Annotated in this window: 18 protein-coding genes; 10 read left to right on the top strand and 8 right to left on the bottom strand. The window is 72.1% G+C overall.

The genetic code is table 11. The annotated features are described in order from the left end of the window. Position 1 precedes the first annotated feature (1 nt). Both ACFYWX_RS38200 and ACFYWX_RS38205 read right to left on the bottom strand, forming a co-directional pair. A complete protein-coding gene (locus tag ACFYWX_RS38200; protein ID WP_389429551.1) occupies positions 2-1,336 on the bottom strand; it encodes a Gfo/Idh/MocA family protein in 1,335 nt (444 codons plus the stop codon). A gap of 49 nt (positions 1,337-1,385) precedes the next feature. Beyond that, a complete protein-coding gene (locus ACFYWX_RS38205; protein ID WP_389429552.1) occupies positions 1,386-1,751 on the bottom strand; it encodes a hypothetical protein in 366 nt (121 codons plus the stop codon). Positions 1,752-1,987: 236 nt separating this feature from the next. Between ACFYWX_RS38205 and ACFYWX_RS38210 the strand changes: the two genes are divergently transcribed. The 7 genes from ACFYWX_RS38210 (at position 1,988) to ACFYWX_RS38240 (ending at position 8,561) form a co-directional block, all read left to right on the top strand. Further along, positions 1,988-3,109 carry a Gfo/Idh/MocA family protein gene (locus tag ACFYWX_RS38210; RefSeq protein WP_389429553.1) on the top strand — a complete coding sequence of 374 codons (1,122 nt, stop codon included), beginning with the start codon at positions 1,988-1,990 and terminating at the stop codon, positions 3,107-3,109. Then, positions 3,106-4,026: a PmoA family protein gene (locus ACFYWX_RS38215; protein WP_389429555.1), complete on the top strand. Its 921-nt coding sequence runs from the start codon at positions 3,106-3,108 to the stop codon at positions 4,024-4,026. Before ACFYWX_RS38210 ends, ACFYWX_RS38215 begins: the two co-directional genes overlap by 4 nt. After that, positions 4,020-4,781: a cupin gene (locus ACFYWX_RS38220; protein WP_389429556.1), complete on the top strand. Its 762-nt coding sequence runs from the start codon at positions 4,020-4,022 to the stop codon at positions 4,779-4,781. Before ACFYWX_RS38215 ends, ACFYWX_RS38220 begins: the two co-directional genes overlap by 7 nt. A 63-nt stretch (positions 4,782-4,844) precedes the next feature. Then, complete coding sequence (locus tag ACFYWX_RS38225) at positions 4,845-6,128, top strand: ABC transporter substrate-binding protein (protein WP_389429558.1); 1,284 nt, start codon at positions 4,845-4,847, stop codon at positions 6,126-6,128. Then, complete coding sequence (locus tag ACFYWX_RS38230; RefSeq protein WP_389429559.1) at positions 6,125-7,078, top strand: carbohydrate ABC transporter permease; 954 nt, start codon at positions 6,125-6,127, stop codon at positions 7,076-7,078. The genes ACFYWX_RS38225 and ACFYWX_RS38230 overlap by 4 nt, the downstream gene beginning before the upstream one ends. Then, complete coding sequence (locus tag ACFYWX_RS38235) at positions 7,075-7,941, top strand: carbohydrate ABC transporter permease (RefSeq protein WP_389429560.1); 867 nt, start codon at positions 7,075-7,077, stop codon at positions 7,939-7,941. The genes ACFYWX_RS38230 and ACFYWX_RS38235 overlap by 4 nt, the downstream gene beginning before the upstream one ends. Further along, on the top strand, positions 7,938-8,561 hold the full coding sequence (locus tag ACFYWX_RS38240) for a hypothetical protein (protein ID WP_389429562.1): 624 nt from the start codon (positions 7,938-7,940) through the stop codon (positions 8,559-8,561). The genes ACFYWX_RS38235 and ACFYWX_RS38240 overlap by 4 nt, the downstream gene beginning before the upstream one ends. Positions 8,562-8,647: 86 nt before the next feature. On the opposite strand, the gene ACFYWX_RS38245 is transcribed toward ACFYWX_RS38240, so the two are convergent. From ACFYWX_RS38245 to ACFYWX_RS38255, 3 genes are all read right to left on the bottom strand, one after another. After that, a complete protein-coding gene (locus tag ACFYWX_RS38245) occupies positions 8,648-9,220 on the bottom strand; it encodes a hypothetical protein (RefSeq protein WP_389429563.1) in 573 nt (190 codons plus the stop codon). Between the two features lie 81 nt (positions 9,221-9,301). Further along, a complete protein-coding gene (locus ACFYWX_RS38250) occupies positions 9,302-10,111 on the bottom strand; it encodes a hypothetical protein (protein ID WP_389429564.1) in 810 nt (269 codons plus the stop codon). A 6-nt stretch (positions 10,112-10,117) separates the two neighbouring features. Next, positions 10,118-10,498: a hypothetical protein gene (locus tag ACFYWX_RS38255; protein WP_389429565.1), complete on the bottom strand. Its 381-nt coding sequence runs from the start codon at positions 10,496-10,498 to the stop codon at positions 10,118-10,120. A 334-nt stretch (positions 10,499-10,832) separates the two neighbouring features. Between ACFYWX_RS38255 and ACFYWX_RS38260 the strand changes: the two genes are divergently transcribed. Next, positions 10,833-15,137, top strand: coding sequence for a CHAT domain-containing protein (locus tag ACFYWX_RS38260; RefSeq protein ID WP_389429567.1), 4,305 nt, complete (start codon positions 10,833-10,835; stop codon positions 15,135-15,137). A gap of 130 nt (positions 15,138-15,267) precedes the next feature. On the opposite strand, the gene ACFYWX_RS38265 is transcribed toward ACFYWX_RS38260, so the two are convergent. Together ACFYWX_RS38265 and ACFYWX_RS38270 are read right to left on the bottom strand one after the other, a co-directional pair. Further along, positions 15,268-17,085 carry a glycoside hydrolase family 15 protein gene (locus ACFYWX_RS38265; RefSeq protein ID WP_389429568.1) on the bottom strand — a complete coding sequence of 606 codons (1,818 nt, stop codon included), beginning with the start codon at positions 17,083-17,085 and terminating at the stop codon, positions 15,268-15,270. Between the two features lie 240 nt (positions 17,086-17,325). After that, positions 17,326-18,105: a DeoR/GlpR family DNA-binding transcription regulator gene (locus ACFYWX_RS38270; protein ID WP_389429570.1), complete on the bottom strand. Its 780-nt coding sequence runs from the start codon at positions 18,103-18,105 to the stop codon at positions 17,326-17,328. Between the two features lie 123 nt (positions 18,106-18,228). Here ACFYWX_RS38270 and ACFYWX_RS38275 point away from each other — a divergent pair, with 123 nt between their 5' ends. After that, complete coding sequence (locus ACFYWX_RS38275; RefSeq protein ID WP_389429571.1) at positions 18,229-19,140, top strand: SIS domain-containing protein; 912 nt, start codon at positions 18,229-18,231, stop codon at positions 19,138-19,140. Between the two features lie 44 nt (positions 19,141-19,184). After that, positions 19,185-20,033, top strand: coding sequence for a ketose-bisphosphate aldolase (locus ACFYWX_RS38280; protein ID WP_389429572.1), 849 nt, complete (start codon positions 19,185-19,187; stop codon positions 20,031-20,033). Positions 20,034-20,051: 18 nt separating this feature from the next. Here ACFYWX_RS38280 and ACFYWX_RS38285 read toward each other — a convergent pair whose 3' ends face one another. Continuing rightward, positions 20,052-21,188: a methyltransferase gene (locus ACFYWX_RS38285; protein WP_389429573.1), complete on the bottom strand. Its 1,137-nt coding sequence runs from the start codon at positions 21,186-21,188 to the stop codon at positions 20,052-20,054. Between the last annotated feature and the right edge of the window lie 22 nt (positions 21,189-21,210).

Raw genomic sequence — 21,210 nt, forward strand, 5'->3', positions numbered from 1 at the left:
GTCAGGGCTCCAGCAGGTCCCGCGTCCGCACCGGAAGGCCCGTCTCGAAGGAGCGGTTCGCGGCCAGGCCGGTGACCAGGGAGCGGGCGCCGTCGGCCGCGTCCGCCGCGCGGTGCAGGGGGTCCGGGACCCGGGTGCCGAACAGGTCCTCCAGCATGCGTACGTCACCGCCCCCGTGCCCGCCCTCGCCGGTCGCCACCTCGATCTCGCGCGGCTCCTCCCAGAAGCGGCGCAGCAACAGCTCGGTGCGTCCGGCGGTGTCGTCCACCTCTGCGCCGTGCAGGACGGGCTCCGAGCCGTTCGTCCGGACGACCCGGGGTCGGGTCCACGTCGACTCCTCCACCAGCAACTCCAGGCGTCCCTCGCTGCCGTTGAAGGCGATCCGGTAGCCCTCCCAGGGGGAGTAGGCGGTGAGGTGGTAGGTGAGGGTGGCGCCCGTGGCGTACCGGACCAGCACCGCCATGTCGTCCTCGATCGTCACCCCGGGGCCGAACACGTTCTGGTCGCGGTGGTAGCCGTCTTCCGCCTCCGCGTCCAGGTACAGCGCGCCGAGCACGGGCGAGTCGGCCAGGTGCAGGGCGAACGGGTCGGTGTCGGCGGCCGGGGAGCCGTGGGCGCGGTCGTAGTCGCGGGCGAGTCCTCGGCGCCGGCCGGCGCCGTCGCCGTAGAAGAACAGGTCGCCCTGGGCGTAGACGGTCTCGGGTCGCGTGCCCAGCCACCAGTTGACCAGGTCGAAGTGGTGGGTGGACTTGTGCACCATCAGGCCGCCGGAGTTGGCCTTGTCGCGGTGCCAGCGCCGGAAGTAGTCGGCGCCGTGGCGCAGGTCGAGCAGCCACTCGAAGTGCACGGAGCCGACCTCGCCGATCTCCCCGGACGCGATGACTTCCCGTACGGCCGAATGCACGGGGTTGTAGCGGTAGTTGAAGGCGACCCGGACCTCGCGGCCGGTGCGTCGCTGCGCGTCCAGGATGCGGCGGGCCTTGTCGGCGTCCGTGGTCATGGGCTTCTCGGTGACCACGTCGCAGCCCGCTTCGAGGGCCCGCACGATGTAGTCGTCATGGGTGCGGTCCACCGTGCACACCACGACCAGGTCGATCCGCTCACGGCGCAGCATCTCGTCGAAGTCCTCGGCGGCGTACGTCGGTACGGGCGCCCGGCCCGGGTGGGCGTCCGCGAGCCAGGCGTTGTGGACCGCCATGCGGTGGGAGTTGAGATCGCAGAAGCCGGCCGGCTCGAACCGGTCCGCGTAGGGACCGGCCAGCGCCTGGGTGAACAGCCGGGCGCGGGCGCCCAGGCCGACCACGGCGGCTCGGCGGCGTGCGGTGTCGCGGGACATGCGGATCTCCGTTCGGTTGCGGTGTTGTGCCGTTCGGGGAGAGGGGGGCTCAGAGCGATGCGGGCCGCCGAAGGTCCGCCACCGTGGCGGCGAAGGCCGGCGGGCCGAGGACGACGAGCAGCACGACGGGGGCCATGATCAGCAGTACGGCGGCGGCCCCGGTGGCCCCGGCGAGCAGGGCGGGTGCGAGCGCTTGCCGCGGCACCGGCCGGGACACGGCGGCCCGTGTCGTACGCCAGTGCGTTCCCTCCCGCCAAGCGGCCGCGCACCGCAGTCCCTGCGCCGCGAGGACCGCCCGCGGCCGCGGGGAAGGCGGGCCCGGGCCGGAGCCGCGAGCATCCAGAGCCGGCGCGTCCAGCCACAGCAGCGAAACTACCCCGGTGGGGACGACCCACACGGCCGGGGTGTCCGTCATCCCCTCGCCGTGTCGGCCGTGACGCTCGCGAAAGGCGGCTCGCGGGCCGCCCGGAACGGGCCAAAAGATCATGCGGCGGGTCAGCGGGAGGCAAGCCGTGCCCCATCTCCCCGCGGAGGGGTTGTCCTGACATGCACCAACGCCTAGGGTCACCTGAGTGTAAGCGCTTTCTGAATGTCGCTTTCTGCACGTCGCATTCTGCACGTCCGGGCAGCCGGCCGTCCGAGGAGGACCGCATGTCTCCGTCCCCGTCCGCAACCCGCCGCCGCGTCGCCGTGGTCGGCACCGGAGCCATCGTCGGCGGGAGCCATCTGCCCGCCCTCAGAGCCCACTCCGACCGGGCGGAGCTCGTCGCCGCCGTCGACGTGGACCAGGGACGCCTCGACGACTTCCGGGAGCTGGCGGGCGGGGAGGTCGCCGGGTACACGTCGATCGAGGCGATGCTGGACGCCGTACGCCCCGATCTGGTCCTCATCGGCACGCCCCCGTCCCTGCACCGGGAGCAGACCGTGGCCGCTCTGAAGGCGGGCGCCTGGGTGCTGTGCGAGAAACCCTTGTGCCTGTCGCTCGCCGAGTACGACGAGATCGCCGCGGCCGAGGAGGCGTCCGGCGCGTACGCCTCCGTGGTCTTCCAGCACCGCTACGGTTCCGGCGCCGTCCACGCCCGCGAGCTGATCACGAGCGGTGAGCTGGGCGCCCCGCTGGTCGCGCACTGCCAGACCACCTGGCACCGCGACGCCGCCTACTACGCGGTGCCCTGGCGCGGGCGGTGGGCCACCGAGGGCGGCGGGCCGACGATGGGCCACGGGATCCACCAGTACGACCTGCTGCTGCACCTGCTCGGCCCCTGGGCGGAGGTGCGGGCCATGGCGGCGCGCCTCGTCCACGACACCGAGAGCGAGGACGTCTCCACGGCCCTCGTCCGGTTCGAGAACGGCGCCCTGGCCACCGTCGTCAACAGTGTGCTGTCCCCCCACGAGGTGAGCCGCATCCGCGTCGACTGCTCCGACGCGACCGTCGAGCTCACCCACCTCTACGGGCACCGCAACGACGACTGGGTCTACACCGCTGCCCCGCACGTCGCCTTCGAGCGCGCCGCCGCCTGGCGCACCCCCGAGGGGGACGTGCCCAGCTCCCACACGGCCCAGCTCGGCGTGCTCCTCGACGCCTACGACAACGGTGTCCGGCCCCCGGGCAGCGGTCCGGACGCCCGCGCCACGCTCGAGTTCGCCGCCGCCCTCTACAAGTCGGCGTTCACGGGAGCGCCCGTGCACGCGGGGGAGATCGCGCCGGGCGACCCCTTCTACCCGGCCATGCACGGAGACCACCCCCACTGGGCCCCCAAGGAGCGCGCATGAGAGTCAGCCACGTCCACGGCGAGCACATCGCGGTCGCGGCGGCGGACGGCACCGAGATCCTCCGTTACGTCTACCGGCCCGACCCGGAGCCGTTCGAGTCGCGCAAGCCCTACGCCCACCCGGTGCGCACCCTGTCCGGGCGCACGGTGACCGGCTACCGCCCGAACGACCACCGCTGGCACAAGGGCCTGCAGATGACCGCCAGTCATCTCTCCGGCCAGAACTTCTGGGGCGGCAACTCCTACGTGCACGGCCAGGGCTACCTCGCCCTCCCCGAGCGCGTCGGCTCCATGCGGCACGACGGCTTCCCCGTCTTCACCGTCGAGGACGACCGGCTCACCTTCGCCGAGGACCTCACCTGGGTCGCGAACGGCGGCGAGGAGTGGGCCCGTGAAGAGCGCGGCATCACCGTCCACTCGGTCGACGAGGAGGCCGGCGCCTGGGCCCTGGACTGGTCGATCCGTCTCACCAACCTCCGCGACGAGCCCCTCGCCTTCGGCTCCCCGACGACCGCCGGACGCGAGATGGCCGGCTACACCGGCCTCCAGTGGCGCGGCCCCCGCGACTTCACCGGCGGCGCCGCCTTCGCACCGGACAGCGACGCCGGCGCCGAGAAGCTGATGGGCACCCAGGGCCCGTGGCTCGCCTTCACCACCGAGCACGACGACGTCGACGGCCACTCCACGATCGTCTTCGCGCACGCGCCCGAGAACCTCGACGAGCAGCGCGCGATCCACGAGTCGCACTGGTTCGTACGCTCCGAGCCGATCCCGACGGTCGCCTTCTCGTGGGCGTTCTTCGACGAGTTCGAGCTGCCGCCGGGGGAGTCCTTCGCGTACCGCTACCGGATCGTCGTCGCCGACGGCGCCTGGGACCGCGACCGCGTCGGCACGTATCTGGAGGGCCTGCCGTGGTGAACGAGCCCAAGCCGACTCTCCCGCATCCGCTGCCCGGCGCCGTCGGCCTGTCCCACCTCAGCGCCTACGACTGGGAGGCCGCCGACGGCGTCTGCGGCGGCAGCCCGCACCTGCACCTGGTGTGCACGGAGGCATACGTCGTCACCGGCGGCCGGGGCGCGGTGCAGACCCTGAGCCCGGACGGCTACCAGGAGATCCCCCTGGAGCCCGGCTCCATCGCCTGGTTCACACCGGGCACCGTGCACCGCATGGTGCAGGGCGGCGATCTGCGCATCACCGTGCTGATGCAGAACAGCGGCCTGCCCGAGGCCGGGGACGCCGTCTTCACCTTCCCGCCCGAGGTGCTCGCCGACCCCGAGAAGTACGCGGCCGCGGCTGCCCTTCCACCCGGCACCGGGCCGGAGACGGCGGCGGCCGCGCGGCGGCGCCGTGACCTCGCTGTCGAGGGCTACCTCGCCCTGCGTGAGGCTCTCGTCGCCGGCGACAACGGCCCCTACCTGGAGTTCCAGCGCGCCGCCGCCCGGCTGGTGCGCGACAAGGTGCCCACCTGGCGCGAGCTGTGGCGGGCCGGCGCCCTCACCACCGCCGAACGCACCGGCGCCCAGCTCGACGCGCTGGCCGACGGCGCGCCGGCGTACCTCGGCGAGGCGACCGCGTACGAGGCCGCGCCCACGAGACTCGGCGGCTTCGGCATGTGCGGGCGCCGCGACGAGTACGCGCTGCCGGGTACGACGCTTCCGTACCAGGGCGAGTAACAGAGCAAGGGGGGCCGGAGGGGGCCAACAGGAAGTCCGAGGAAAGGATGAGGTGACCTCGGCATGCCCGGACACAGGACAAAGGGGTTCTGCGCGTCGGCTCTGACACTCGCGCTCTGCGCGGTGCTGGCCGGCTGCGGGGGATCCGGGGAATCGGTCGGCGGCGGCAAGGTCGTGCTGCGCTACACGTGGTGGGGCAACCCCGACCGTGCGGAGCGCACCGAGCAGGCCGTCGCCCTGTTCGAGAAACAGCACCCGAACATCACGGTCCAGACGTCGTTCTCCGGCTACGACGCCTACAAGCAGAAGCTCGCCACCCAGGCCGCCGGCGGCGACGCACCCGACGTGATGCAGCTCGACTACCGCCAGATCGACCAGTACGCCTCCGGCGACGTCCTCCTTGACCTGGCGAAGCAGAAGGACGTACTGCGCACTTCAGAGATCGATCCCGGCCTGCTCGCCACCGGACGCGTGGACGGCACCCAGTACGCCGTCCCGCAGGGCCGCGGCACCGAGACCGTCGTCTACGACGTCCAGGCGTGGAAGGCGTCCGGCGTACCGCTCCCCAGCAAGGGCTGGACCTGGGGCGACTGGGCGGACGCGATGCGCGCGCTGGCGAAGAAGACCGGCAAACCGGGGGCCACCGACCCCGGCCAGAGCGAGGACGCCTTCGAGGTGTGGCTGCGCGGCCGGGGCAAGTCCCTCTACACGAAGGACGGTGGGCTCGGCTTCACCGCCGACGACCTCACCCGCTGGTGGACTTTCGCCGACCGGCTCCGCCGCGAGGGCGCGGTGTCCCCGGCCGAGCAGACCACCCAGCTCGACGGATCGGTCGAGAACACCCCGCTGGGGCGCGGCAAGGCGACCGCCGACGCCAACTGGGACGCCCCGTCCAGCGGTTACCTCGCGATCGTCAAGGGCGGGGTGGCGCTCGCGCCGATGCCGTCCGGCGAGGACGGCACACCGGGCCAGTACTTCAAGCCGTCGATGTTCCTCGGCGTCTCCGCCAACACCGGCCACCCGAAGGAGGCCGCCGAACTCGTCGACTTCCTGCTCAACGACCGGGAGGCGGCGAAGATCCTCGGCGCCACCCGCGGCATCCCCGTCAACGAGACCATCCGCGAGGAGACCGCGCCGCAGCTCAAGGACTTCGACAAGACCGTCGCCGACTTCCAGGCCTCCCTGGAAGGCACCCTGAAGGACCCGCCGCAGGCCCCGCCCTCGGGCGACAACGCTCTGCAGACCACCTTCCAGCGCGACTACGACCAGGTCTCCTACGAACGCATGTCGCCCCGCGAGGCGGCCGAGAACTACGTCACCGAGGCGAAGGCGGAGCTGAGGTCATGACCACCACCGACGTCCCCGCACCCACCGCACACCCGCCCCGGCCCGCCACCACCCCGAAGCGCCGCTCCAAGCGCGAACGCGAGGGCGCCGCCTGGGTGTTCCTCTCCCCGTGGGTGCTCGGCGCGAGCGTCCTCACGCTCCTGCCGATGGCCGTGTCGCTGTACCTGTCGTTCACCGACTACGACCTCTTCAACCCGCCCCGCTGGGTGGGCCTGCGCAACTACGTCCAGATGTTCACCGAGGACCCTCGCTACTGGCGGTCGGTCGTCACGACCCTGACGTACGTCGTCGTCGCCGTCCCCCTGCAACTGGCCCTCGCGCTTGTCGTCGCACTCGCCCTGAAGTCCATGAAGCGCGGCAGGGGCTTCTACCGCTCCGCCTTCTACGCGCCCTCGCTGCTCGGCGCCTCCATGTCGATCGCCCTCGTGTGGCGGGCCGTCTTCAACGACGGCGGCACGGTCGACAACCTGCTCGGCACCGGCGGCTGGGTCAACAAGCCCGGCTGGGCGCTGCTCGCCGTGGCCCTGCTGACGGTGTGGCAGTTCGGCGCGCCCATGGTCATCTTCCTCGCCGGCCTCCAGCAGATCCCCACCGAGCTCTACGAGGCGGCCGCCGTCGACGGAGCCGGAAAGTGGCGGCAGTTCCTGTCCGTCACCGTGCCGATGCTGTCCCCGGTGCTCTTCTTCAACCTGGTCCTCCAGACCATCCAGGCGTTCCAGGTCTTCACACCCGCCTTCGCGGTCAGCGCCGGCAAGGGCGGCCCAGCCGACTCGACCCTCGTCTACACGATGTACCTCTACGACCGCGGCTTCGTCGCCTCCCACATGGGCTACGCCTCCGCCATGGCCTGGGTGCTGCTGCTCGTCATCGGCGTCGTCACGGCGGTGCTGTTCCGCACGTCGCGCTCCTGGGTCTTCTACGCGTCCGAAACCGAGGGGGGAGCCCGATGACCACCGTATCGACCGCCACGTCCCGCAAGCCCGTTCGCTGGGGCCGGATCGCCCTGCACCTCGGCTGCCTGGCCGCCCTGCTGGTCATGCTCTACCCGCTGGCCTGGCTGCTCGCCACCTCGCTGAAGCCCGCCGACGAGGTGATCGCGAGTCTGAACCTGCTGCCCAGCCACCTGGAGTGGTCGAACTACAAGACCGCCTTCGAGGGCGTCAACGACGTCTCCATATGGCGGCTGCTGTCCAACTCGCTGCTGATCGCGGGCGGCGCGGTCCTCGGCAACGTCATCAGCTGCTCGCTCGCCGCCTACGCCTTCGCCCGGCTGCGGTTCCGCATGCGCGGACCGCTGTTCGCCTTCATGATCGCGACGATCATGCTGCCGCACCACGCCGTGCTGATCCCGCAGTACATCATCTTCAACCAGCTCGGCCTGGTGAACACCTACTGGCCGCTGATCCTGCCGAAGTTCCTCGCCACGGAAGCCTTCTTCGTCTTCCTCATCGTGCAGTTCATGCGGGGGCTGCCCCGCGAACTGGAGGAGGCGGCCCGCATCGACGGCTGCGGCCCCTTCCGCAGCTTCTTCCGGGTCGTGCTGCCGCTCACCCGGCCCGCGCTGATCACCACGGCGATCTTCACGTTCATCTGGACCTGGAACGACTTCTTCACCCAGCTCATCTACCTCTTCGACCCGGACAAGTTCACGCTCACCCTCGCCCTGCGGTCCTTCGTGGACGCCTCCAGCCAGTCGGCGTTCGGCCCGATGTTCGCGATGTCGGTGATCGCGCTGCTGCCGATCGTGCTGTTCTTCCTCGCCTTCCAGCGGTTCCTGGTCGAGGGCATGGCCAGCTCCGGACTCAAGGGGTGAGCGGCGTGCGCACACGCGAGCAGGGGGAGGTCTTCGGCCCCCGGATGACCCTCTTCGCCGACGTCCTGAGCGTGGGCCTGGCCACGGCGGTCAGCTGCCTGCCGCTCCTGACCGCACCGGCCGCGCTGTCCAGCGCCTGCGCGGTCCTACGAGGTGCAGGGGAGGGGCAACCGGCCACCGCGGGACGCTACTTCGCGGTGCTACGTCGACGGCTGCGGGCCGGTGACCTGGTCGCCGGGGCCGTCGCCCTCGTGGGTGCGCTGCTGTGCGCGGCGGATCTGGCGCTGGCGGGGGCGGGACTCCCGGGGGCACCGTTGTTCGCCGTGGTGGCCGGCGGGATCGGCTTGGGCGCCGCAGTGGTGGGCCTCAGGGCGTGTGCGCGCCCCGAGTCCCTCACCGACTGGCGGGCGGCGGTCCGCGAGGCCGCCCGGGACGCCGTACGGGACCCGGGCGGCAGCGCGCTGGTGCTGCTGGCGGTGGCCACGGCCGCGGTGTGCGCCTGGACGCTGCTGCCGCTCGCCTTCCTGGCTCCGGGGCCACTGGCACTGGCGCTCACGGGTGTCGGCGTACGTCACGCCGCCGCCCGCACGGGAAGGGAGGACGTGCGGGAGACGGCGTGACGTACGCCGGTCGGTACCGCTGCCGGGGTCGGCTACCGGGTGTGCCACCAGGCGTCGGCTACCAGGTGTGGATTACCAGGTGTGGGCTACCAGGTGTGGGCGACGTCCACCACGATGTGGTCGGTCAGCACGAGCACCCGGAACGGCAGCCGGGCGCGGACGCCGATGCCGATCTGCGTGTCGCCCTCGAAGCTGCCCGCGTACTTGGCGTCCTTGAAGGTGCGGTAGCCGGTGAGGTTCACACCGGGGAGAGCGCGGCCGGACACTCCGGGGTACGTGGGCTTTCCGGTCTCGGGGTCGTACGCCGGTGCGTGCACCCGCACCTCGATGATGGCCCCGCCGCTGACCGGAATCAGGCGACCCGACCCGTCCTGGTACAGGTGGTCGACGTACCCGACGGAGTACCCGAGTTCGCCGGTGCCCGCGCCGGGGACGTCGAAGACCATCCGGTCGTAGCAGTCGTGGCTGCCGGTCCTGATGTTCCTCAGCGGCTTGGCCGTGGAGGCGGTGTGCGTCTTGTCGATGCTGCCCCAGCCGGTCGGGCAGGTGGTGGCGGCCTTCGTGGCGGTGGCCGGAGCGGCCTCGGCCGGTACCGCAGCCACGGCCAGCGTCGCGGTCATGAGGGCGGCGGCGGCCCACGCGGTTCTGCTTCGGATCATGATGTCCCCCCGATGTGTGCGGGTCTGTTGTCAGATGGGACAGTCCGAGCGACCCAAAGGTTGCACCGATCACGGGGTCAGTCATTCCCCGCCCTTGCGGAGCATGTCGTCGATCCTCCTGCCCTCCGCCTCGGTTACCCCCTCCGCGCCGAGGGGAACACCCAGCGCCTCGGCGAGTGACCGGTGGTGGACGTCGATCACCGCCTCGATGAGCGTCGCGAGCTCCTCCAGGCTCCCGCGCGCCCGCCGCCACCCGGTCACGAAGACGCAGGCTCCGACGACGAGCGCGGGCCACCACAGGACGCCGGACAGCAGATAGAGGCACCCCCAGCCGGCGAGCGTCACCGACTCCGCGAACGCGGCCCGCACGGCCACGACCGGCCGGCGTGCCTCGTCCCCGAGCAGCAGCCACAGGCGCGGCCAGGCCGCCGCCGCGTCGAACCAGTACTGAGCCCGCGTACGCGCCTCGACGAGCCGTACCCGGTCGCTCATCCACGTCGGCCGCTGCGGCAGGTACGCCGGTACGACGGTGACGCCGTCCCGCTCCGCCGCGCTCAGCGCCCGCCTGCGCCGACGCCCGCCGTCGGACGCCCCCGCGCGCAGCCACACCCGCTCGATCCCCCGGCCCAGCGCACCGGCGACCGTGCCCGCCACGCCCGCCGCGAGCAGCGCCAGCCCGACGTCCACGACCGCGTCGGCCGGGCGCTGACGCCAGCCCCGCAGCGTCTCCTCGACCCACCCCGTCAACTCGCCGACGTCGAGCGCCTGTCCGTGCCCCAGCCGGGCGCCGACCGCCGTCGACGCGACCAGCAGCAGGCCCGGCAGGAGCACGGTGGTGAACCAGCGGCTGCTGACGTGCTTGCCGATCTCGGCGAGGATGCCCGTCACCATCACACGTCACGCGTTCGGCTGCATCGCCGTACCGAAGGCGTGGCACACCGGCACATGGCCCTGCGCGTCCCGTCCGCACGTGCGCGCGCACCGGTCCAGCGGGCACGCGTACCGACCCGCTCCGACCGTCGGTGTCCGTGCGGCGCCCGGAAAGCCGACCATGCCGAGCAGGTCCCGCCCCGACCAGGTACGGGTGGCCTCCGGCTCCCCGTCCTGGAGCCACTTGCGCACGGCACGCTGCGCGGAACCGCCCTCGCGCACCCGGGCCGCGTCACGGTCGAGGCGCTCACCGACACCGGTCGCCCGCGCCTGCTCGCGCAAACCCGGCAGCCGGGCGCACCACAGCGCCAACGCCTCTGCCTCGGTGGTCGGTTCGTCGGCTGCCATGGTCCCTCCGGCGGGTGGTGTCCGGTCACTCTCTGGTGGACGGTCGTGTCGCTGAGTGCTCGTCGGCCGCTAGGGTGCCACAGGCGGGACGGGTGACGACAACGAAGAGGCTGGGCGCGGTATGCGGTGGTGGGGGTGGGGGAGCCCTGAGCGGCGGATCGAGAGGAGCGTCGGCACATACCTGCGGACGGGTCGGGCCGCCGCTGTGTCTCGACCTCAACTGGTCGGGGACGCAGGAAAGTTGCTGGCGCAGGTCAGCGGTGATCCGCCTCGGTCCCCTGCGCGGGAGAGGGCTCTGCGGCTGGTCGGTTGTCTCTGGCTGGCCCGTGCGGACATGGGGCTGAAGAAGGGCATCGCCTTGCCGGAGGCCCCGCATGTCGCCATGGCGCTGGGCCTGTTGTACGGCATCAAACCGGATGCGGTCGACGGTCAACTGTGGGAACTCGCGGTCGAGTTCGGTGCGGATCCCGCGGCGCGCGCCAAGTTCGCCAACTCTTTGGTGCAGGCTGAGCAGAAAGAGGGCGAGGATCCGTTCTCGTTCCTGGTCGTCCTGGAACGCGCTGTCTCCGAGCTGCCGCCGGACCACCCCGATCGCTGCTCGTACTGCCTGGTTCTCGCGGTGTACTGGCTGGAGCGCTTCGATGTGTCGGCCGACGCCGGTGACCTCGACCGGGCCGAGCGGTGGGGGCGGGAAGCCCTGAGGTTGTCCACCATCGGCGCCCCCCATCGTCTGGGCGCCCTGCATCTGCTCGTCCTGACCCTGACCAAGAAGGTGGCTCGGCAGAACACGGTCGACGACGCCAGGGCCGCCGTCGAGATGTGCCGCAAGTTCCTTGCCGTCGCGACGAGCGACCATGCCCAGCATCTCGGCGTGCGGTTCGCGTTGGGCGGGGCGTTGGTGAGCCGGTTCCGCCACACGCAGGCGAGGAGGGACCTCTGGGAGGCCGTGGATGTCCTACGGGGTGCGGTCTCGGACGCCCGGAGCACCAAAGGCCTGGAGCGGGAGCAGCTTCGGAGCCTTGCGGCGGCTCTGTACAAGCGGTACGTGCAGGGGCACGCCCAGGAGGACTTGGACGAATCACTCCGGGTGGCCAAGGAGGCCGCGACCCTGGGCGCCGACCGGCGCTCCCCGTCGGCGGTGTCGATGGCGTCGCAGGTGCGGGCCCTGGAGGCGGAACGGGCCTCCGGCCGCGCGGTACCGACGGCGGACCTGCCGCACCCCGATCCTTCCACGCCGCGCAGCCGTGCCGAGGAGGCGTGGTCGCTGCTGGCGCGGGCGGAGGCCGACGATGACGCGCTCGCCCGCGACCGGGGGATCGAACTCATGTGTACGGCCCTGCACGAGCTGCCCCAGGACTTCCCCGACCGGGCCCGTTACGGCGCTTTCGTGGGAGAGGCGCTGGTGCACCGCTACCGCTCCGGCGGCAACGACCCCGCGGATCTCCACGAGGCCGAGAAGCTGGCCCGTCGAGCGGTACGGCTGTGCCCCGCCGCAGACGGCAGCCAGTCGCACTTCCGTACCGTGCTGGCCATGATCGCCGACGCACGGTACGAAGGCACCGGCAACTCGGCGGACCTCGACACCGCGATCGGCCAGTGGCGCGCGTTGCTGTCGCGTCCGTTCCCCTCGCCACGGCATCGTCGGGAGACCCTGAACCACCTGGGCGTACGACTCTCGGAGCGGTTCGGGCGGACGGGCTCCCTGGCCGACGTGGACGACGCAGTCGAAGCGCTGCGGCTGGCCCAGGCGGTGGACGGGCAGACGCAGGAGGAGCGCGGAACGAGCGCGCTGAACCTCGCCACCGCCCTCCTCCTGCGCCGGCAGCACACCGGTGCCGTACGCGACCTCGATGAGGCCCGCGTGTGCCTGGTGACGGCCCGGCACCGCCTCCCGCCCGAGGACGACGGGCAGGCGTATGCGAACGAACTGCTGGACACCGTGATGAAGGGGCTACGGGAGAGCCGCACCCGGTACGAGGACACCGTCGCCCCCCTCCTGGCCGAGTCGCGGTTCGTCCCGGCCTCCTCCGACCGGCCCGCGGTGCCCCCGGAGCAGGCCGGCGTGGCTCAGGACCAGGGCGCGGTCGTCCTCCAGTACAAGAGCTTCATCGGCGCGCTCGGCGAGAGGTTCGAGAAGACCGGCGACGTGTCGGCCCTCGAAGCCTGCGTGGACACCGGCCGACGCGTCCTCACCGGAATGCCGGCGACACATCCGCACCGGCCGACGATCTCCGCGGTCCTCGGACTGGGCCTGCTGTTCCGCTTCGAGTACTACGGGGAACGCCAGGACATCGACGCCGCCGTCGAGCATCTCCGTGAGGCCGCGTACGGCCTGGAACCGGGCGGCGACCGCGGCAAGGAACTGTCCGCCCTGGCCGGTGCCCACCTACGACGGTTCGAGCGCGACGGCTCGAACGGTGACCTCGAGGAGGCGGTCGCGTCCGCACGCCGCGCCGTCGAGGCGACGCCCGCCGACCGTACGGTCGCACTGGACTCCCGGCTTCAGATGCTGGGGCTCGTTCTGCTGGTGCGTCACCGGCACACCGGCGACCTGGCGGACCTGGACCAGGCCATCGAACTCGGGCGCCGGGTACTGGAGTTGGGGCCGAACCCCACGGGGGCTCAGGCGAGGTCCGCCGAACGGCGCCGGTCCGCGTTGTCCGCCCTCTGCAACCGGCTGCGCACCCGGTACCTGGCCGTCGACAGTGCCGAAGACCTCGAAGAGGCCATCGCCCTGGGGCGGGAGGCGGTCCGCCTGATGCCGCGAGGCACGCCGGACACCATCCTCCTGATGAATGTCGCACTCGCTCTGTGGGACCGTCACGGACTGCGCGGCAACTCGGTGGACCTCGACGAGGCGATCGATCTGGTACTGACCGCGGCCCCCACACTGCACGACTCCTCACCGCGGAGCGCTCACGTCCTGCGCACACTGGCAAGCATGTTGCGCGACCGCAGTGCGTGCGGCAGCGCCATCTCCGACCCGGACGACGCCGCACGCAGCCTCGCCCTGTTCCGCGAGGCGGCGGACGCACACACCTCACCCCCGGTCGACCGCCTGGACGCCGCCGCCTCCTGGGGCGCGTTCGCCGCCGAGCGGGCGGCCGAAGGGCTCGGGACCTGGGCGGAGGCAGCAGACGGCTTCGCCGCGGCCGTCGCGCTGCTCCCGCTCACCACCTGGCGCGGACTGCCCCGCACCGACCGTGAACGCCTGCTGGCCCGGCACGCGAACCTGGCCACCGACGCCGCCGCCTGTGCGATCTCCTGCGGCCGACTGGAACAGGCGGTCGAAATGCTCGACCAGGGCCGCTCCGTCCTGTGGGGCCAAGCCCTGGACATCCGCGCAGACCTCACAGAACTGCGCGGGGCCCACCCCGAGAAGGCGGCCCGGTTCGAGGACCTCCAGGCCGCGCTGAGCGAGGTCTCCGAAAGCCCCACGGCACGTGGGGACACCGCGGAACGGCAGCGCCGGCTGACGCGCGAGTGGGAGACCGTGCTCGGTGAGATCCGGCGCCTCCCCGGCTTCGCCCACTTCCTCAAGGCGCCGCCGTTCCCAGACCTCTCCATGGCGACGGCCGGGGGCCCGATGATCCTCGTCAACGTCAGCCGCTACCGCTGCGACGCGCTGGTGGTGACGCCCGGTGAGGTACGGCTGCTCCCGCTGCCCGGCCTCACGGCGGAGCAGGCACAGGACCGCACGGAGCTCTACCTGGCGGCTCTGGAGCGGCTGAACGAGCCGGGAGCGGCGGTCGGTCTCACCCAGCAGGCCGTGCTGGACACGCTGGAGTGGCTGTGGGACGAGGTCGCCGCCCCGGTGCTCGACTCTCCGCTCGCGCGTACCTGGCGGGGGCGGCGCATGTGGTGGTGTGCCACGGGGCCGCTGGCGCTGCTCCCACTGCATGCCGCCGGCTATCACGACCCCGACGACGAGCGGGCGTACGACGCCGTCGTGGAGCGCGTGGTGTCGTCGTACATGCCCACCCTGCGCGGACTGGGCCGGGCCCAGCGGCCGGTGGCGGCGTCCGACCGGGTGCGACGGCTGTTGATCCTTGCTCTCGAGGACCGGCCGCCGTACGCGCAGCACCTCGCTCCGCTGCCAGGGGCCCGGCGGGAGGCGGAGTCGCTGCGGCGGCGCTTCCCGGAGCGGCACACCGCGCTGCTCGACGGGGCCGCCACGACCGAGCGGGTGCGGGAGCTGCTGGACGCGCACAGCTGCGTCCACTTCGCCTGCCACGCCGGCCAGGACCTCGCCGACCCCAGCCGGGGCGCGCTGTACCTCCAGGACGGGCCGCTGACGGTGACCGACCTCGCCCGTCTTCGCCTGGGCACACCGGAACTGGCGGTGCTGTCCGCCTGCCAGACGGCCGTCGGCGGGACGGACCTGCCGAACGAGGCGATCCACCTCGCGGGGGCCCTGCTGCTGTGCGACTTCCGGCACGTGGTCTCCACGCTGTGGCCCGTGGGGGACGAGAGCACCCGCCGCATCACCGACGAGATGTACGCGGAGCTCGCCGACGAGACAGGCCGCATCGACGCGTCCCGGGCGGCGCGGGCCCTGCACACGGCGGCTCGCGAGGCCCGCGGACGGGACCCGCTCAAGCCTCTGACCTGGGCCTCCCACGTGCATTTCGGGCCGTAGGCGGGGGAGCAGCCGCTGACGAGGCGACGGGCACCCGTACGCAGCCAGGTCCCCGCGCGGCAGCCCGGCCACTCCACGTGAGCCTCGTCCTCGAAGGCGATCACCCTGCTGGGGCGCGCCAGAGGCTCCCTCAGCCCAGCGCCCGGTCCAGGTTGAACGCGGCGCTGATGAGGGCGAGGTGGGTGAAGGCCTGCGGGAAGTTGCCCTGCTGCTCACCGGTGTGGCTGATCTCCTCGGCGTACAGGCCGAGATGGTTGGCATAGGTGAGCATCTTCTCGAAGGCCAGGCGTGCCTCGTCCACCCGGCCGGCGTGCACGAGGGCCTCGACGAACCAGAACGAGCAGATGGAGAACGTCCCCTCGTCGCCGCGCAACCCGTCCGGACTCGCCATCGGGTCGTAGCGGTAGACCAGCGAGTCGGACACCAGGTCCTTCGTGAGCGCGTCCAGGGTGGACAGCCACTTGGGGTCGGTGGGCGCGATGAACTTGCTGAGCGGCATCATCAGCACGGCGGCGTCGAGCACGTCGCCGTCCTCGTGCTGCACGAAGGCCCCGCGCCGCTCGGACCAGCCCCGGCTCATGATCCGCCGGTAGATCCTGTCCCGGCACTCCCGCCAGCGCAGCAGGTCGGCGGGCAGGCCGCGCCGGTTCGCCATCCGGATGGCCCGCTCGATCGCCACCCAGCACATCAACCGCGAGTACAGGAAGTTCCTGCGCCCGCCCCGGGTCTCCCAGATGCCCTCGTCGGGCTGGTCCCAGTGCCCGCACACCCAGTCGACCAGCGCGCACACGTCGTCCCACTGTTCGCTGGAGATCGGCTGCGCCCACTTGTCGTAGAGGTAGATGGAGTCGATGAGCGCCCCGTAGATGTCCAACTGGAGCTGATCGGCCGCCGCGTTGCCGACCCGCACCGGTGCCGACCCGAAGTGCCCCTCCAGGTGGGCGAGTTCGTACTCGGGCAGATCGGTGCGGCCGTCGATGCCGTACATGATCTGGAGGGGGCCGGAGGACTTGCCGTCGCCCGGGCTGATGTGCCGGGTCACGAAACTCATGAACGCCTCGGCCTCGCCGGTGAAGCCCAGCCGCAGCAGGGCGTACACACAGAAGGCGGCGTCACGCACCCACACGTACCGGTAGTCCCAGTTGCGGCCGCCGCCGAACAGCTCGGGCAGGCTCGTCGTGGGCGCGGCCACGATCGCGCCGGTCGGAGCGTAGGTGAGCAGCTTCAGCGTCAGCGCGGAGCGGTGCACCATCTCCCGCCAGCGGCCACGGTACTTGGAGGCGGACAGCCAGCGCCGCCAGTACGCCACCGTGGCGGAGAACTGCTCGTCCGCCTCCGTGCGAGCACACCGGCGCGGGGACACCTCGCCGCCGACCTGGTCCAGTGCGAACACCGTCGACTCGCCCTCGGCCAGTTTGAACTCAGCCCGCACGTCCGGCCCTTCGGCCTCCAGCGGCACGGTCGCGGTGAGTCCCAGCGACAGCTCGCCCGAGTCGAAGACCGCCACGTCGCCGACGAAGCGCAGCGTGTGCTCCCGGGCGCCGTAGCCGAACCGCGGCGCCACCCGGGCCCGGAACGGGATCGAACCGCGCACGCACACCACACGCCGGATCAGCCGATGCCGCTCGGCCTCCGCCGGACCGCCGCCCACCGGCATGAAGTCCTGCACCTCGCCGACCCCGTCCTCGGTGAAGAAGCGGGTGATCAGGACGTTCGTGTCGGGGAAGTAGAACTGCTTGGTCCGCGCCGCCCCCACCGCCGCCAGCTCGAAACAGCCGCCGCGCTCCGCGTCCAGGATCGCCCCGAAGACGCTCGGGGCGTCGAAGGACGGGCAGCAGTACCAGTCGATCGTGCCGTCGGTGCCCACCAGGGCGACGCTGCGCAGATCACCGATCAGCCCGTGCTCGGAGATCCGCAGATAGCGACCGCCCCCGGACGTCTCGGTCATCGCAGCCTCCCTGGGCCGGCCCGCGCATCGCGGTTTCCAGCTTAGGTGGAATGGGCCGGGAGGGCCTGGGCGCGGAGAGGCGGAGGGGGTGCGGGTGCTCTCAGATGGTGGGGTGGAGCGCCCGCGGACCGTGAGGGTGGAGCGCCCGCGGACCGTGAGGGTGGAGCGGTCTCAGACGTGGGGGTGGAGTGCCCTCAGACGTGGGGGTGGAGTGCCCTCAGACGTGGAGGTGGAGCGGCCTCAGACCGTCACGACCCGAACCCCCGCCTCCTCGAACCGCCCCACCGTCTCCGCACCGGCCGCCGTGTCCGTGACCAGCGTGTCCACGGACTCCGCCGCGCAGATCCGGGCGAACGCCCGCCGGCCCAGCTTGCTGGAGTCCGCGGCGACGACCACCCGCTCGGCGCGCTCGCACAGCAGCCGGTTGATCGCGGCCTCCGCCTCGTCATGGGCGGCGGCACCGTGCGTGACGTCGAAGGAGACCACCCCGAGCACCGCCACGTCGAGCGTGATCTGCCCCAGCACACCGTCCGCGAGCGGCCCGACGAGCTCGTACGACTGCGCCCGCGCGACCCCGCCGGTCACCACGATCTTGAACTGGGGCCGCACGGCCAGCTCGTTGGCGATGTTGAGCGCGTTCGTGACGACCGTCAGCGCGGGCGATCCCGCCGTGAGGTCCCCGCGCACGGCCAGGGCACGTGCCACCTCGGTCGTGGTCGTGCCGCCGGTCAGCCCGACCGCCTCCCCGGGCGCGATCAGATCCGCCACCGCCTTGGCGATGCGCTGCTTCTCGGAGGCGCGGCGGGCCGTCTTGTACCGCAGCGGCAGCTCGTACGACACCCCGTGCACCACCGCGCCACCCCGCGTACGCACGAGCATCTGCTGCTCGGCGAGCTGGTCGAAGTCACGCCGGATCGTCGCGGCCGACACCCCCAGCTCGGTCGCCGCTTCCTCGACGTCCAGGCGGCCGCGCTCGACGAGCAGTTCCAGCAGCGCCTTCCAGCGGGCGTCGCGCGACATCCGCACCCTCCGTTCACCGATCTCCCGGCGACCTTAGCGCACCCTTTCCCTGTCGTAATGCTTGATTGTGCTCGAAAACGCGCTGTATCTTGCAGGAAAAGTCAGACCGGGAGGGGTGTCGGCGTGAGTCATGTCGAGGACGAGCTGAACAGCCAGCCCGAGTGCTGGACCCGTGCCGCCGCGCAGGCGACCGAGCACGGCGTTGCGCTGCCCAGGCCGGGGGAGCGGGTCGCGGTCGTCGGCTGCGGCACCTCGTACTTCATGGCGCAGTCCGTCGCCGCCCTGCGCGAGCAGGCGGGCCAGGGGGAGACGGACGCCTTCGCCGCCTCCGAGTACCCCCACGGCCGGACCTACGACCGAGTCGTCGCCCTCACCCGCTCCGGCACCACCACCGAGGTCCTCGACCTGCTCGCCCGTCTGAAGGGCCGAACCCGCACGACCGCCCTCACCGCCGACCCGCACACCCCTGTGATGACGGCCGCCGACGACGTCGTCGTCCTCGACTACGCGGACGAACGCTCCGTCGTCCAGACCAGGTTCGCCACCACCGCGCTCACCCTGCTCCGCGCCCACCTGGGACTGCACACCGAAGACGTCGTCACCGATGCCCGCACGGCACTGCGCGCGGAACTGCCCCAAGGGCTCGTGGACTGCGCGCAGTTCACCTTCCTGGGGCGCGGCTGGACCGTGGGGCTCGCCCACGAGGCCGCGCTGAAGACACGCGAGGCGTCCCAGTCCTGGGCCGAGTCCTATCCGGCGATGGAGTACCGGCACGGCCCGATCAGCGTCACCACCGGCGGAACGGCCACCTGGATGTTCGGCGCGGCACCCGAAGGACTCGCCCAACAGGTCTGGGAAACCGGCGCGTTGTGGGTGGGGGAGGACAGCGGAGCGGCAGGGGCGGCCGGACGCGCCCTCGACCCGCTCGCCGATCTGGTGCGGGCCCAGCGGCTGGCCGTGGCGGTCGCCGCGGCTCGCGGACTGGACCCGGACCGGCCGCGCCACCTCACCCGCTCGGTGATCCTCGCCCCCTGACCCCCGAGGGACCCTCGCACCCCGACCCCGAGGAAGGACCGGCCGTGCCCCTCACGACCACCGGCGAGCTCGTCACCCGCGCCGCCGCAGCCCGCTCCGCCGTCGCCGCCTTCAACGTCGTCACCCTGGAACACGTCGAGGCCGTGATCGCCGGCGCGGAGTCCGTGGACACGCCCGTCGTGCTCCAAGTCAGCGAGAACGCCGTCAAGTTCCGCCACGGACGTCTGCTGCCGCTCGCCCGCGCCGCCGTGGCCGCCGCCGAACAGGCCGCCGTCCCCGTGGCGTTGCACCTGGACCACGTGCAGAGCGACACCCTGCTGCACCAGGCAGCGGACGCCGGCTTCGGCTCCGTGATGTACGACGCGTCCCGTCTTCCGTACGCCGAGAACCTCGCCGCCACACAGGCCGCCGCCGACTGGGCGCACGGTCAAGGGCTGTGGATCGAGGCGGAGTTGGGGGAGGTCGGCGGCAAGAACGGCGAGCCGCCGCCCGACCCGCACGCCCCGGGGGCCCGCACCAACCCGGCAGCGGCCCGAACCTTCGTCGCGGACTCCGGGGTCGACGCCCTCGCCGTGGCCGTAGGCAGCGTGCACGCCATGACGACCCGCACCGCCTCCCTGGACCACGCCCTCCTCCAGCGCCTCTCCGCCGCGCTCGACGTGCCCCTCGTCCTGCACGGTTCCTCCGGTCTCCCGGACGCCGAGCTGGCCGCCGCCGTCGCGGGCGGCATCACCAAGGTCAACGTCGGCACCGCCCTCAACCTCGCCCTCACGGGCGCCGTGCGGGAGTTCCTGGACGCGTATCCCGAGGCGGTGGACCCGCGCAAGTACCTCACCGTGGGCCGGGAGGCGATGGCGGCGACGGTGGCGGGGGTCATCCGGGCGCTGCGGTGACTCCGGCAGGCCCCGCGCTCACGTCCGCTTGACGGCCTTGAGCACGACGAACTTCGGGTCGCTCGCCACCAGTTGGCTGTTGCCGAACAGCTTCCGCAGCTTGACGTGGTAGCCCAGGTGCCGGTTGCCCACCACCCACAGCTCCCCACCCGGCCGCAGCGCCCGCCGGGCCCCGGTGAACATCCGCCACGCCGTCGTGTCCGTCGTCGCCTGGTGCGAATGGAACGGAGGGTTGTTGAGCACGACGTCCACGCTCCCGGCCGGTACTCCGGCGAGCCCGTCCCCGACCCGGAACTCGGCGTGCCCGGGCACCCCGTTCGCCTTGTACGTCGCCTCCGCCGACGCCACGGCCTGGAACGACTCGTCCGTGAACAGCACCTCGGCCTCGGGATTGGCCAGCGCCACCGCCGTCCCCACGATCCCGTTGCCGCACCCCAGGTCCACCACCCGCCGCGGCCCCCGCGTCCCGGGCAGGTGCCGCAGGAAGAATCGCGTGCCGATGTCGAGCCGGTCGGCGCAGAACACACCCGCGTGGTTGACGACGGTCCGTCCGGAGACGAGGCCGACGTCGTCGGGAAGCGCGTAGCTGTACGGCCAGGGGTTGGCGGCCCCCACCGACGAGGTGTCCGGGGTGCAGAAGATCAGCCGGGCCTTCTTCTCGGCGAGCGACGTACGGGTCGGACCGAGGACACGCTCGAACAACGCCAGCGTCGAGGAGTGGATCTCCTTCACCATGCCGGCGCCGACGACGACCGTGCCCGCGTGCACCGCGGGCGCCAGCCGCAGCAGCTGGTCCTCCAGCAGGGCCAGACTCTTCGGCACCCGCACCAGCAGCACGTCCACCCGCTCGGGCGGCGGGTCCTGGGCGGTGAGCAGACGGACCGAACCGGGCTCGACGCCGTTGCGTGCGAGGTTCGCCCGGGTCGCCTCCTGGGTGAGGAAGGAGTCGGTGATCTGCGTCGGGCGGTGCGCCGCGAGCGCCGTGACCAGCGCGCCCCAGCGGTCCCCGACGACCACGACCGTGCCGGACAGCGGGACCTCGTGCTCCGCGAGGTGCCTGAGGAGGTATTCGTCGGAGGCGTCCCAGGCACGCAGCCTGTCGCGGGGGTCCTCGGGGAAGCGGATCAGGGCGAGCTCGCCCCACGGCGTCGTCATACGGTCGTCCATCGTGCGTCAA

It is taken from the genome of Streptomyces sp. NPDC002888 (assembly GCF_042888465.1).
Classification (GTDB): Bacteria; Actinomycetota; Actinomycetes; order Streptomycetales; family Streptomycetaceae; genus Streptomyces.

Bases quoted from the DNA above. Each gene is read 5' to 3' on its own strand.
- ACFYWX_RS38260 (WP_389429567.1), top strand. From the start codon at position 10,833: ATGGGGCTGAAGAAGGGCATCGCCTTGCCGGAGGCCCCGCATGTCGCC.
- ACFYWX_RS38285 (WP_389429573.1), bottom strand. From the start codon at position 21,188: ATGACGACGCCGTGGGGCGAGCTCGCCCTGATCCGCTTCCCCGAGGAC.
- ACFYWX_RS38250 (WP_389429564.1), bottom strand. From the start codon at position 10,111: ATGGTGACGGGCATCCTCGCCGAGATCGGCAAGCACGTCAGCAGCCGC.
- ACFYWX_RS38215 (WP_389429555.1), top strand. From the start codon at position 3,106: ATGAGAGTCAGCCACGTCCACGGCGAGCACATCGCGGTCGCGGCGGCG.
- ACFYWX_RS38245 (WP_389429563.1), bottom strand. From the start codon at position 9,220: ATGATCCGAAGCAGAACCGCGTGGGCCGCCGCCGCCCTCATGACCGCG.
- ACFYWX_RS38255 (WP_389429565.1), bottom strand. From the start codon at position 10,498: ATGGCAGCCGACGAACCGACCACCGAGGCAGAGGCGTTGGCGCTGTGG.
- ACFYWX_RS38210 (WP_389429553.1), top strand. From the start codon at position 1,988: ATGTCTCCGTCCCCGTCCGCAACCCGCCGCCGCGTCGCCGTGGTCGGC.
- ACFYWX_RS38265 (WP_389429568.1), bottom strand. From the start codon at position 17,085: ATGACCGAGACGTCCGGGGGCGGTCGCTATCTGCGGATCTCCGAGCAC.
- ACFYWX_RS38270 (WP_389429570.1), bottom strand. From the start codon at position 18,105: ATGTCGCGCGACGCCCGCTGGAAGGCGCTGCTGGAACTGCTCGTCGAG.
- ACFYWX_RS38200 (WP_389429551.1), bottom strand. From the start codon at position 1,336: ATGTCCCGCGACACCGCACGCCGCCGAGCCGCCGTGGTCGGCCTGGGC.
- ACFYWX_RS38230 (WP_389429559.1), top strand. From the start codon at position 6,125: ATGACCACCACCGACGTCCCCGCACCCACCGCACACCCGCCCCGGCCC.
- ACFYWX_RS38235 (WP_389429560.1), top strand. From the start codon at position 7,075: ATGACCACCGTATCGACCGCCACGTCCCGCAAGCCCGTTCGCTGGGGC.
- ACFYWX_RS38205 (WP_389429552.1), bottom strand. From the start codon at position 1,751: ATGACGGACACCCCGGCCGTGTGGGTCGTCCCCACCGGGGTAGTTTCG.
- ACFYWX_RS38225 (WP_389429558.1), top strand. From the start codon at position 4,845: ATGCCCGGACACAGGACAAAGGGGTTCTGCGCGTCGGCTCTGACACTC.